This window comes from Acinetobacter entericus, from assembly GCF_026168575.1.
GTDB lineage: Bacteria > Pseudomonadota > Gammaproteobacteria > Pseudomonadales > Moraxellaceae > Acinetobacter > Acinetobacter bouvetii.
In genome coordinates, this window is the sequence record NZ_JAPEQW010000003.1 from 128,459 (window position 1) to 141,669 (window position 13,211).

The following is a 13,211-nucleotide window of genomic DNA, read 5'->3' on the forward strand; positions in this document are numbered from 1 at the left end:
TATAGCAAATAGATGACATTTATGGACATTTTGAGACCCCAAATGACATGGAATAAATCAAATTTCATGAAAAAATAGCGTGGCATCTGCTTTATCTTCACTCTCTAAAAATAACAACCCGGATGTTCTGCGCAACACTTTTTGAATATCCTTTTCAAGATGCATTAGAGAGTTTGCTGCACGCAATTTGCTACACATTATTAAAAACAGCAATAACAACAACTCCAAACAAAGGAATGCATATGCGTACTTTCACAACAAAAGCCAAAATGGCCTCTTTAGGCATAATGGCGGGCTTCGCGTTAGGATTATCGGCAGGCGCACAGGCGGCTCCAAGCGTTTTGCAAGTCAAAGAAACAGCTAAATCTGACTATGCGAAAACCAAGTATCCGATTTTAATGGTTCACGGCTGGTTAGGCTGGTCCCGCATCGGCAATGACAGTTTCAATATTGACTACTGGTATCAAATTTTGCCGGATATGGCGCGCAACGGCTCAACCGTCTTCGCGGCCCAGCTTTCACCGGCAAACACCACAGCATACCGCGGAGAACAGCTGATCACCCAAGTTGAAGATGTGCTTGCCATTACCGGCAAAGACAAAGTGAATCTGATCGGCCACTCGCATGGCGGCCCGACGGTGCTTTATGTTGCCGCGACTAAGCCGCAGTATCTGGCATCAATTACCGGAGTCGCGGGCACCTATCACGGTTCTAAAGTAGCCGATGATATCCAAGGCAACAAACTGACTAAATCTGCTTTTAATATTTTAGGCGACTATATTATTGGGCCATTGATTGCCTTGGCGCAATCCAAGCCTGAGCTGGGCATTGATTTTGATGCCTCAATGAAATCGCTGTCGCAAACAGGATCTGCCGCCTTCAATGCAACTGTCGCAAAATCTGCCGTTGCCGCCGGCGTTTTGGCTTCTTCTGAAAACTGCAGCAAGAACTTAAATTCAGTCGATACGAAAGGCGTGCGCTACTACTCTTGGACGGGCGTAGCGCAAACCACCAACTTGCTGGATATTGACACCATCCTGATGCAGTTAGGGCCGCTATCTTACGGCAATAAGGACAATGACGGCATGGTATCGCGCTGCAGCGCGTACATCGGTCAAGTGATCCGCGATGACTACAAGCTGAACCATACCGACTTAGCCAATATGATGTTTGGCTTAACAGGCCTGTTTGCACAGGACCCTGTCGCACTCTACCGCCAGCATGCCAACCGCTTGAAGCTTCAGGGCTTATAAGCACAGAAGCCCGCCCATGCTGAGCGGGCTTTTTATCTTTCAATGCATATAAATAAAATTTGTTACAACTCCAAATACACTTTATCTGCAGTGCTTTGCATTTCTTTCAGCAGGCTGTTTTTATATTGGTGACAACTTGTATTGTCAGAAAATAAAATTAAAAAAACAGAGGATGCATCAATGAAATATGGAATTCTCGCGGCAGGCATACTGTTCGTCTTTATTGGAAGCACAGCCGGCGCGTCGCAAGCCACTCAGGTAAAAGCTGACAAAACCGTATCGGCCTATGCCAAAACCCAATATCCAATCGTTTTTAACCACGGCATGGCTGGCTTTATACGGGTAGGCACCGATGACCTTGGCCTAGACTACTGGTATCAGATCTTGCCTGATTTAGCGCGCAATGGCGCCAGCGCCTGGGCAACCCGCGTATCCCCTTTAAACTCCACAGAAGTCCGCGGTGAGCAGTTGCTGCAGCAAGTTTTAGAAATCCGCGCGATTACAGGCGCAGACAAAGTAAATCTGGTCGGCCATTCACATGGCGGCCCGACAATCCGCTATGTGGCAGGTGTGCGCCCAGATGTTGTTGCATCCCTGACCAGCATTGGCGGGCCGCATAAAGGCTCGCCAGTTGCGGACCTCATTTTAAAAGCGGAAGGCACTGCGGTTGAAGCGCCCTTAGTCGGCGCAGTCAACTTTGTGTCTAAAGCCATCACTTGGGCACAGGGGTTAGACCCAAACAGTTATCCGCATGATGCTTTGGCAGGCGGCCGAAGCCTCACTTTGGCGGGTTCAGCCGCATATAACGCCAAATTCCCAATCGGCATTCCTGCTACAGCCTGCGGTGATGGCAAAGCTCTCGAACAAGGCATTTATAACTATTCATTTACCGGTGTCGGGCAAGTGACCAATGTGCTGGATTTAGACTCAGCGCTGAAATTCACAGCCCTTTTGATTGATGGCGGCAAGGATAATGATGGCCTCGTGCCCAGATGCAGCGCCAAATTCGGTAAAACCATCCGCGACAATTACAATTGGAACCATTTGGATGAAGTCAATCAGGTCTTAGGCTTAAAGGCTTTATTCGCCCCGGATCCTGTAGATGTCTACCGTCAGCATGCCAACCGCTTAAAGCTTCAGGGCTTATAAAATACAGGCATAAAAAATGCGCCTTTAGGCGCATTTTTTAACTCGTGTGAAAACTTAAAATTAAGCTTTAACTTTACGAGCTGGCAATTTTTCACGAATACGTGCAGCTTTACCAGACAATTCGCGTAGGTAGTAAAGTTTAGCGCGGCGAACATCACCACGGCGTTTAACTTCTACTTTAGCTACGATTGGAGAATGTGTTTGGAAAACACGTTCAACACCAACACCGCTAGAAATTTTACGTACTGTGAACGCTGAGTTCAAGCCACGGTTTTTCTTCGCAATTACAACGCCTTCAAAAGCCTGAAGACGTTCACGGTCGCCCTCTTTAACTTTTACAGAAACAATCACTGTATCACCTGGTGCAAATTCAGGCAGATCAGTTCTTAGCTGTGCGTTTTCAATTACTTGAACTAAAGGATGCTTACCGCTCATGGGGTATCTCCGATATGTGCGGGTCAGAAGAGGTCTGATATCCGCTGGGTATAGAGGCTAAGGCGCATACACCCGATTATCTTTCTCTTTATTGTTGACCATCTCAGCCAATAAAGAGCCTATTAAAGAATACTTAAAATAATTTTAAGTACTGTTTTCGAAGACAGAGATGATTACTCATCCATGCCTTACAAATCTTTCAGCCATTTTTTTTGCTGCTTCGTCAGTTCGACCTGTTCCGCCAACTCTGGACGGCGTTCAAGTGTCCGCTGATAGCGCTGCAAAAACCGCCATTTTTCAATATTGGCATGATGCCCGGATTTTAAAACCTCTGGCACATCCAAACCTTCAAAATAATCTGGCTTGGTGTATTGCGGGCAGTCTAAAAGACCATCCACAAATGAGTCTTGCACATGTGACTGCTCATCAGACATCGCACCCGGAAGCCTCCGGATAATGCTGTCCAACAAAACCATCGCAGGAAGCTCTCCACCCGATAATACGTAATCTCCGATTGACCATTCCTGATCAACATATTGCTGGATCAAACGCTCATCAACACCTTCATAGCGCCCGCACAATACAATCAGGCCGTCATATTCGACAAACTGCTGTACTGCGGATTCATTTAAGGTCTTTCCTTGCGGTGACATATACACCACTGGAACGTGAACTGCACCTGCTTGCGCTGCAAGCTCTTTGGCACGGTGGATTGCTTTTGCCAAAGGCTCAGCCATCATCACCATACCGGGGCCACCGCCAAATGGACGTTCATCCACTCTCTTGTAGTTGCCCTCAGCAAATTCCCGAGGATTGATGCAATGAACTTGCACAATTTCGTTTTTTGCCGCGCGCCCGCTGATACCGTAGGCTGTAATCGCTTCAAACATTTCAGGAAAAAGCGTAATGACTGCAAAAAACACCGCAGACTCCTCTATTTTCCTGCTGAGTGAATCCTAAAAGGATTAATAATCTACGCCCCAATTCACGTAGATGCGACCCGCTTCGAGATCAACCCGCTGCACCACATCTTTATGCCATGGAATCATGCGCTCTTCGCCATCGACGCTGTCTGCGGTAGCGCGAACCACCATCACATCGTTAGCGCCTGTTTCAAACAGCTCGTGGATTTGACCGAGATTCACTTCCTGCTCATCATCATTCAGGCCTAACACGGTTAAGCCTTTCAAATCTGACCAGTAATACTCGTCCACGCCTGCTTGAGGCAGCTGCGATTTTGAAATCCAAACATTGGTACCCACCAAACTGTCTGCTGCCGTGCGATCGCTCACACCTTTAAGCGAAACAACTAAGCCTTTACCATGCGGTTTCCAGCGTTTTACATCTGCTGTTTGCCAACCTGCTTTGGTCTCAATGTACCAAGGCAGGTAGTCAAAGATGTTGCTCATAGGTTCTGTATTGGAATAGACCCAGAGCCACCCATTTAATCCATATGCTGAACGTAGCTGTCCAATCTGAATACGATCTTCTGGAACATTCTGTGTTGGTGTCATGGGCAAGCTACTACCGTATTAAACAGCAGCTGCAGCTTTTTTAGCTTGAGCAGCTAAAGAAGCAACACGGTCAGACGGTTGAGCGCCTTGAGAAACCCAATGAGCAAAACGGTCAGCATCTAAACGAAGTTTTTCTGCTTTACCTTGTGCTGTAGGGTTAAAGAAACCGATACGTTCGATGAAACGACCGTCACGTGCATTGCGGCTATCAGTCACAATGATTTGATAAAACGGACGTTTTTTAGCACCACCGCGTGCAAGACGAATAACTACCATGATACAACCTTATAGTTTTTACGGATTATCCCTGTACCGACCATCGATACACTTCAAACCCCTTTCATAGAGGGCAATATTTTACGTTAAATTCACTCAAAGGGAAAGATTAATATTCACTTATCCGCAGCTTTGAATTTATTTATCAGCCCAGCTTAAGCAACTGCCTGTAGCATCATCTTTTTTAAACCAGCATTGTGTACCAGAATGCGTCAAGGTCAGTGCTCCGTTACTTTTTTGCATCCCTGTTGATATAGGTGTTGCTGTCATTGTCCAAGATGCATTTGGAGAAGCTGTTATCGTTAGGTTGTACAATGCAGGACCGCTTCTTGGTGATACCGTTTGTCCATAAATAGCTGGGTTAGTCAATGGATTCACCGCATAACTCGACGTAGAATTATTTACCCCATAATCTCCATTAGACAACTTGTAGGACTGCAATTTTTGTGCAATTTCCATCATTGTACTTTGAGTCTCTACGCGATTTTTTCTTTTTACATAACTTTGATATGAAGGCAATGCAATTGCCGCTAATATTCCGATAATAACAACGACAATCAGCAACTCTACAAGAGTAAATCCTTTAAATCCTCTCATACTATCTCCAATCTTCGGCATTCGTGCAGCTGGTGCTGGAAACTGTTAACGCATCTTTAGTCATGCATTTCACCCCACGAGAATCCAATAATAAATATTGAGAAGCTCTCAGTGCATTTCCTTTTAATTGATTTGGAACCGCAATCATTTTCCACCCTTGTCCAACAGCAGAATCTTCCAAGGCAATGGTTGAATCATTGATATCGACTAATTTGATTTGATAATCAAAATCAGTTCCTGAATCATATGGAATATTAATTTCACCCTTATTCGCTGTTTGATGCTCTGGTACATAGCCTGCATAACTTAATTGCTTGCCTTTATAATTTTCCAGCCGCTCAGCAATTTTAAGCATTTCAGATTGTGCTTTAGACTTGTACGCCCTGGCAGTATAAGCTTGATAACTGGGTATAGCGATAGCTGCAAGAACTGCAGCTATCACAACAACAACCATCAATTCAAGCAAGGTAAACCCTGCTGTGTTTTTTTGAAATTTCCCCATACACGCTTCCCTTACCACTCAAACCAGCGGACAGGCTTAATCTTACGTGCCTGGCTATATGTATACAGATTTTTATTAGTTAAAGCTGTATTTGCAGTTGGGCAATTCCCCACACAAGCTTCTTGTGTCTCCGCAATAGGTCCAACTAACATGGTTGTTCGTGGATCCGTAGAGGAAACTGCGCCAAAGGCAGGACCATTAATACCTTGATAGCTGGTTTTAACATATGCTGCACAGTCACCATACGGCATGCAAATACGGTGAGTCGTAGAGATACCTGTCACACCGCCACCACAGCCGCTCACGGTTCCAGTCAATGTCGCTTGCGGATCATACAGGCTAACATATAAATCGCCAGTAATGAGCTGCGACTCTTCAAATGCACGCGCATAATTTCCAGAGTCTACTGAGTGAAGTTCAAAGCTCCAGCCGCGAAGCATAGTACTGCCAGTTGTTAATTTCATATTAGCAATGTCAGCAGCAGAAATTTGCTTAGTAGCCGTTTTGCCAAGTATGCCTGAATTAGCCAAATTCGCTGGCAAAATAGTTGCAGCATATGTGAAACTCGAGTTTTCCAAACCATTGGCCGCTGCATCACGGTCAATTAAACCGTAGATTTTGTTTTTCCCGCCAACCTCTGCTTCCAAAGGAAAACTGCGATTGCCAGAACCCGCTGTCACAAGTACAAAGCGGTTTTGCCCATCATCAAAGACGGCAGTCGATAAACGGTCATAAAAACGCGGTACAAATGCTCCATTTTTTAACTTCGCTAAGGGTTGCACACGCACTGCAATATTCGTATTTGTTGTTGCAGACATTTGATTGTTGTTATTCAAATCTACACGGAAAATCTGTCCGCCCAAATCTGCAAAATAAATCATGTCTGCAAGGCCGTCTGCATCATAATCACGCACCACAGGCTGCCCCACTACACTGTAATTTATATCGTTATTGATCGTTTTTTTATAAGTTTCGCTAATTCCTGAACCATTTGAACTGCTCATCCAGATCAAGTTGCCATTTGCAGCATCTACTACGTATAAAGCATTGCCATAAGTTGAGGACGGCTCTGTAAAAGTAGCCGCTGGTTTTTCATAAACATCAGCATCATAACCGCCGCCAAAAATTAAAACTTTTTTACGTTCGCCTTTGACACGAATTTCAGCAATCGTCGGTTTAGCCCAGATTTGAGCCATTCGCTGAAATTCATTTGATGTTGTCGGTTTAATTTGGAATAACAGCTTCGGACTTGCTGGACTAAGAATATCCAATCCATAAAGCCCCTTGCCGCCCATACGCAAACCGCCATAAATATTCATTTTATTGGCAACATATTTTGTGGTTGCAGTCGTGCCAGACTTAGTAATCTGCACTTTAAAAGTATTGTCCGCTACCCATGGCGCATCTACACCATAAGCTATACCCGACAGGCTACCCACCCCTTTTGAATCTTTACCAGCCAACGTATCATATTGATTCGTTATAATTTCTGGCGGAACAAATACCGACTGCTCTTTACCAGTTTTAGCATCTACAATATGCAAACCGCCATCCATAGAGCCATAAACAGTGTATTCATCACGAGTACCTGCCGCGTTAGCCCCGCTTACTGTTGCCTCTTTAGTAAGCATTAAAGGTGTTGAGTGTACAGCCCCGCCAAGGAATCTATATGGGCTAGCAGGATTAACTGCAAGCGTATTAATTTCTGTAGAAGTTAAAGTTGTTTGAGTCGCGGCTGCAGGGAATGTAGTTTGATATCCCATATAATTCAACAAAGCTAAGCGCTGGTTAATTGTGTAAGTCCCGCTCAGTGCATCTGTACCAGTAGTATCCGTTGCCAGATTTGTCTTGGTAACTTTCTTTAAAGAACTGCCATCTAGAATATAGACTTTACGCTCGCTATCTATATTGCTGATTGAGTCTGCTGCAGCCAAAGCTGTAGATGGAACAGGAATTTTATTCCATGCACCGCCACTATTAATTATTGAATGATCTGCACCAGCAGCTGCGTTTGACCATAAATCCTTTGCAGATGAGTTAATAATCTGCTGATTGTTTTCAACTTTATAAATCGCATTATTGCTGCTATCTTTTAGCGTACCGCCAAGAATTTTATATTTCTTTAAATTCCCCGCCCATGTACGGAAGGTAGAATCTTCCATAGGCATAATCATTGGGAAAAAGCCTTCAGTCATTGACTTAGTCTGATCTAAAGGATCGCGCGGTACAGAAATAGAGCCCAAGCTTGAAGGGGTAAAACCAACTGTTACATCCGATACAAATTTAATAATACTATTTTTAATATCGTCAGAATTTTCAGCATAATAAAATCCGCCGTCTCCATATGCCTTACTGCCCCATAAACATGCATTTTTTGCATCATCATTTGGCGCACTCGAACAATTATAAGTACCATCAGCATTTTTTGTAATGCCGGCAAATGAAGCACCAAAACCAACCACAGCTGTTTTAATGTTCATATCAGCAGGGTTCTTTTGCGTATTAGATGCATCTGTTCTATTACGCACTTTTTTAGCATATTCACCAATATACTCCCACCCTCCAGTCTCACCCTTAAATAAACCAGAATTTAGAGTTGGCGATACTAAAACGCCTGCTCCTGATGGTTTCCCAGTAAAACCAAATGAAGCAGAGTTATTTAAAGATGTATTCATGATAGTCTGCGCCATACTATCTTTAGTCGAGTTTGGTGAACCATCTGTTAAAAAGTAAATACCATTACCATCACAAGAGCTAGTTGAACCGCCTGCTTCATATACATTACCATTTTTTGTATTAGTCGCAGAATAAGCAAAACCGCCATAATTATTATCAACAGGACCTGAAGTTGTAACGGTTTGTGTAATATTTCCCCATGGGCGATTCACTGCGGAAACAGTTTGCTTACATACACTATCTTTTTCATTATTTTTACCTGAACTAACATAAGATGTTTGTCTCATATTGTAAGTCTCGGTATGAGGGTTACCTTGTTCGTTTCTAGCATCAGGTAATGGATTGACACTTCCATCCGCTGGACTCAAACATTCTTTAGCTTTTTTTTCCTCATTCGTCGCATTCCTAGTCCATATATCTGATTTTTGACATAATGCAATCCAGTTGCTCATCACAGAATAACCTGATGGGCAATTTTGAAATCCTTGGGTATTTACTGTTTGTGTTGTTGTACCAGTTTTTATCGAGAAAGGACTACTACGATAAGAAACTAGATTATTTGCTCCCTTATTCCCCCAAACCTTACCACCAATAGGTTCAATATCCATCGGTTCATGGGCTAGTTTCATCCAGCCACCATAGCGCCAACCCACAGGTAATTTTGCATGAGTCTCCCATAGAGAATTCATATCTCCCACATTTTGTGTATTTTTCAACTCTATTGGTGTTACTTGTAGCCAACCTCCACTACCATTGGGTTTGTAAATTTTAATTGTTGAGCCCATACGCTTATTTGTTGCATCGTACCAATCCGACTCGCTCTTGTTCCACTCATTATCACAAGCCATCACGGTTGCGCCTAATGCAGTTGGACGTTCAGTACCTAATGCGACACATACATAATAAACTTGTTTAGTTGCATCATCCGATTTTTGCATCACAGAATAACCATCATACAAGATTGTACTTGTTGAAGGTAAGCTGGAATCCTGTCCTGTAGTCGTTCCCATCATATAGGCTGCTGCTTCAGCATAAGCATGAGCTGTTGGCGTACCACTTGAGGCTTTAAAAATATCTGGATAGGCTGTACTGGATAATTTTAAATTAGCGTTTGCTGTACCATCTTCATTAGTTGTAGTGTCGACTGATTTAAGACTCACTAACTGTAAAATCAATTTCTCCCTTTGGGCTGCATTTAGTTGTGCATTTGGAACTAATATTCTTCCAGAGTGACCATCAACTAATTTGTTGGTTGTAGTTCCTACGGTTAAAGGTGTTTTTGCAGAAAAATGTCCTAACCCCATATAAGTAGTGTTAGGAATACTACTATCAGCCAACAATTGAATAAGAGCATCTTTTAAACGAGATAAACGATCAAATTTACCTGTAGAAGACTCAATTAATTTTCCAGCAGAATCAATACTTGGATTACCGCAACCACGTAAATAGTATGAAATTACTCGACCGTTAATATTTACAGTTTTCTTAAATGATGTTTTATTATAAGTATCACTTCCAACACGCTTATCTAAAGCATTATATGCCCATTGCTTAAATACTCCACCTTCATCAACATTTACTCTATCACACATTGGTGTGGCTGTATTTGCATACTGTGGATCGACATCACCAGGACTGCCTAATGTATTATTATTAGGCAACACCAGTGAACTAATCCCCATACTCCCAGACGTATCCAGCATAAGTAGAATAGACGTTTTTCCAGTCGTATTTCCTCTATACAGACTCAAGTCACTCGCAAGAACTGCCGTACTTGTAGGCACCGCCATCACTGGAAGCAAGGCCATCATTATTACAAGGGGTTTTAATCTCATTTCTCTTCTCCCAATCTTCCAGTGCTTAATTTTTTGCTTCGGTTAAGCGGACTACATATTCTGCAACTTGCGTATTTAGCGGCACACCCAGCTGATTTAGACACTCATGCAAAGTTTCAACTTTAACTTGCCCACTTGTACTATCAGCTCTATTTTTTAATAACAGATCATCCATTACACGCCCGCTCAAACACGCATTCATATCCGATAAAGTTACAGACGGCGCCATTGCAGGAGCAAACGATGTGGCAACCACACGGATACGCTTGGTATCTACATCCGCCTTCAAATCTGTATTTTTATTGGTTAATTCAAATTTGCGCATTTCCACTGCAGGATCATCCGGATTCACCACAGAAACCTGCGTCACAATTGCTTTACGGCTGATAGAAAACATTTTTTCTGGATTACAAACCGCATCAATATCTCCAGAAAGCGCAGCGCTTACACCTGTAGCAGCAGTCGCCGAAGCTCGCTCAATAATCCGGAAATCTCCAAGATTAAAGAACATGTTATTTTTAGCCGCACTGCTTTCTATTTCTGTTGGTTTAAAACAAAACTGCAGCTCCTTACCTTGGTTGCCATCTAATAAAACTTGCCCAATTGGCGTACCCGCTAAATTTGTGCTTTCATTGGCATTAAAGTTTTTTTCTAAATGATCCAATGCAACGTCGGAAGTCTGCATTAATAAGGTTTGGACTTGAGCATTCGTCGCTAGCTTTAGGCTAAAAATACTGTTGCGGATAGCGTATAAGCCAACAACTGTGATCAATATCAGTAAAATCAATACAGTAATTAGGGTTACACCCTGCTGGTGTTTTGAATGATTTATCATTAGATATCCCCCAATCCACCATTACGGATCGCAATTGTTGTGGTGTAAACCTGACGCAGGTAACCGTCTTTTGCCGCAGTAATCGTCTGATCTAAAACTTTGAATTCTGTTTTTTCAGCCATTGCTACTTTTTCTGAAGAACGTACAAGCCAGCCTAGATTCACCCCAATTACAGCTGGACGCGGCAATGTCGTAATTGCTTTATAGTCATTCACACCTAAAGTACGTGTAGTACCATTGGTATTGCGAACAACCAATTGCACTCTCATGTATTCAATATTTTTTGCAATAATTTCACCAGCATTTGCTACATAATTTGCTGTCAGTGTATTTACAGCATTAATAGTTTGAGACTCATAAGTTTGTGGAACAGTTTCTCCATCTGCAATAAACATACTTGAGGAGCAATTCAGGTTTGCTTCATCCTTGCCTGATGCCTTATTAATATAATATCTTTCAATCACATACCAGCCTTTGGCATAGGTGATACTGATTTCTCCTGTTTCTTTTGTTTCTCGTATTTTTACTGGCCCTCGTACTTTTTTACCATCACATGTGAAAGTATCCATAGGTGCTTGATACATAATCACCAGCTGATCACTTTTTGGAAAAGTACTAAATGCACTGTCATTATTCACACTTGCCGATACCAAGTTATTGCCCGTCAGCAAGGCAGTTCCAATTTTCAAACCTTTTAAATTGCCATCCGCAGGAGGAGTAGCCGTGCTGCTCGTTTGATTGCTTAACACAATACCGCCGTACAGAGACTCATCATTAATAATGCTGGCATTGCCATGGTTTGCTAAACGGATATTTTTCGTGACGTAATTAATCCCAAATAAACCGCTATCCTGCAAAGACGCAGCAGAGGATTGAATCCGATAGTTTTGCTGTCCACTGACAAGCATCTGAATTGCTACAGCAACCAATATCAGGCCCAATGTGATTGCAATCATTAACTCAATAAGTGTAAAACCAGCCTGTTTAAATGTTTTCATTAATATGCCTCCAGCACCAAGCAACTAGAATCATCTGCATATTTTCCATCTGTTTTTAAACATGCATTTTGAACTGCGGGAGCATCTGGAGTAGCTTTAGCATCAGTAATTGGCTGAGTTTCCCCCCAAGCCGCGATTAAACATAATCGCTCCTGACTTGCCGAAGTATTTAAACAATTCATTACGCCAACTTTCATCCCTTTTGATCCCGCAACATCACTGTATTGTTTTAAGTCATAAAGCGCCTGATTCGCCGCATTACAGCCGCTATTACAGTTAGGCAAAGAACTCGGTACAGCTGCCTTGTAATCACCTGTCGGATTTAATCTTATTTTTTCTGCAAGTCCATTCAGTAAAATAAGCGCATCAGCCCTTTTAATTGATTCTTCTGTCGCAGCTGTTGCTCTGACTTGCAGCGCCGCATAGCCCAGAATTGCGATAGCAAGGATTAACATCGCAACCAGAACTTCGATCAATCCAACGCCTTTTTGGCTGGAAACACTCATCATGAGCAGGCTCCCCCTTGTGTAATTTCAACTGTTCCAGGGATACCAACCGTTAAAACATATGACCCAGCAGAAGAACAAAAAGTGATGGTTTGTGCAGCCGTTAAATTTCCTCGAGCAGAAAACACAAAACTGTCGCTCGACGTACTTTTAACATTTATTTTTTTTTCAACATTTACCACAAAGACACTATCTTTTTTTAGCGAAGCCGACATAGTCGTTGCATAGTTTGTCAAATTTGCACCGCATCCATCTTGAGTAACAGCAGATGCAGACTTGCTCAATGATGTACATACCACAGTAGACGCCCTGTTCAGCAATGCCCGACTGCGGGCTTCTTTTAAAGTATCCCGCATATTAAAAGCCGTAGTTTTAAGATTCTCTTTAATCAATAAATTGCTAAAAGAAGGCGCTGCAATTGAAGCAACAACCGCCAGCACAGCAATCGTCACCAGCAACTCAATTAATGTGAATCCTTTATTTTTCTGCATACGCCCCCCAAGGCACCAAAACGTTACCCTATTAAAAATAATATCTAATTAAATTACAAAACCAACACAAATAAGGATAAATGGCATAAAAAAACAGATAATTGCCAAAAAGCAATTATCTGTCAAATTTTTAAAAATATCAGA

General features: G+C 42.6%; 13 protein-coding genes. 2 read left to right on the plus strand and 11 right to left on the minus strand.

The genetic code is table 11. The features are described from left to right. Positions 1 to 287: 287 nt before the first annotated feature. Complete coding sequence (locus tag OKC24_RS03555; RefSeq protein ID WP_438800931.1) at positions 288 to 1,253, plus strand: esterase/lipase family protein; 966 nt, start codon at positions 288 to 290, stop codon at positions 1,251 to 1,253. 180 nt (positions 1,254 to 1,433) lie between these two features. Next, positions 1,434 to 2,402 carry an esterase/lipase family protein gene (locus tag OKC24_RS03560; RefSeq protein ID WP_265464805.1) on the plus strand — a complete coding sequence of 323 codons (969 nt, stop codon included), beginning with the start codon at positions 1,434 to 1,436 and terminating at the stop codon, positions 2,400 to 2,402. Positions 2,403 to 2,462: 60 nt separating this feature from the next. On the opposite strand, the gene rplS is transcribed toward OKC24_RS03560, so the two are convergent. The 11 genes from rplS to OKC24_RS03615 form a co-directional block, all read right to left on the minus strand. Then, entirely contained in the window at positions 2,463 to 2,837 is a 375-nt protein-coding gene (rplS, locus tag OKC24_RS03565) for a 50S ribosomal protein L19 (RefSeq protein WP_005013144.1), read from the minus strand. A gap of 188 nt (positions 2,838 to 3,025) precedes the next feature. Continuing rightward, positions 3,026 to 3,760 carry a tRNA (guanosine(37)-N1)-methyltransferase TrmD gene (gene trmD, locus OKC24_RS03570; RefSeq protein WP_265464806.1) on the minus strand — a complete coding sequence of 245 codons (735 nt, stop codon included), beginning with the start codon at positions 3,758 to 3,760 and terminating at the stop codon, positions 3,026 to 3,028. Positions 3,761 to 3,802: 42 nt separating this feature from the next. Next, complete coding sequence (rimM, locus tag OKC24_RS03575) at positions 3,803 to 4,351, minus strand: ribosome maturation factor RimM (protein ID WP_005013148.1); 549 nt, start codon at positions 4,349 to 4,351, stop codon at positions 3,803 to 3,805. An 18-nt stretch (positions 4,352 to 4,369) separates the two neighbouring features. After that, positions 4,370 to 4,627 carry a 30S ribosomal protein S16 gene (gene rpsP / locus OKC24_RS03580; RefSeq protein ID WP_005013161.1) on the minus strand — a complete coding sequence of 86 codons (258 nt, stop codon included), beginning with the start codon at positions 4,625 to 4,627 and terminating at the stop codon, positions 4,370 to 4,372. Between the two features lie 138 nt (positions 4,628 to 4,765). Continuing rightward, the gene (locus tag OKC24_RS03585) at positions 4,766 to 5,224 is read right to left on the minus strand and encodes a type IV pilin protein (RefSeq protein ID WP_265464807.1); all 459 of its coding nucleotides are present in this window, start codon (positions 5,222 to 5,224) and stop codon (positions 4,766 to 4,768) included. Position 5,225: 1 nt separating this feature from the next. Then, on the minus strand, positions 5,226 to 5,726 hold the full coding sequence (locus OKC24_RS03590) for a type IV pilin protein (protein ID WP_265464808.1): 501 nt from the start codon (positions 5,724 to 5,726) through the stop codon (positions 5,226 to 5,228). Between the two features lie 11 nt (positions 5,727 to 5,737). Next, positions 5,738 to 10,237 (minus strand): PilC/PilY family type IV pilus protein, encoded by a 4,500-nt coding sequence (locus OKC24_RS03595; protein ID WP_265464809.1) that lies wholly within the window; start codon positions 10,235 to 10,237, stop codon positions 5,738 to 5,740. Between the two features lie 25 nt (positions 10,238 to 10,262). After that, on the minus strand, positions 10,263 to 11,072 hold the full coding sequence (locus OKC24_RS03600) for a hypothetical protein (RefSeq protein ID WP_180170705.1): 810 nt from the start codon (positions 11,070 to 11,072) through the stop codon (positions 10,263 to 10,265). Then, entirely contained in the window at positions 11,072 to 12,070 is a 999-nt protein-coding gene (locus OKC24_RS03605) for a PilW family protein (protein ID WP_265464810.1), read from the minus strand. Before OKC24_RS03605 ends, OKC24_RS03600 begins: the two co-directional genes overlap by 1 nt. Then, entirely contained in the window at positions 12,070 to 12,579 is a 510-nt protein-coding gene (gene pilV, locus OKC24_RS03610; RefSeq protein WP_265464811.1) for a type IV pilus modification protein PilV, read from the minus strand. The genes OKC24_RS03605 and pilV overlap by 1 nt, the downstream gene beginning before the upstream one ends. Beyond that, on the minus strand, positions 12,576 to 13,067 hold the full coding sequence (locus tag OKC24_RS03615) for a GspH/FimT family pseudopilin (RefSeq protein WP_265464812.1): 492 nt from the start codon (positions 13,065 to 13,067) through the stop codon (positions 12,576 to 12,578). The genes pilV and OKC24_RS03615 overlap by 4 nt, the downstream gene beginning before the upstream one ends. Between the last annotated feature and the right edge of the window lie 144 nt (positions 13,068 to 13,211).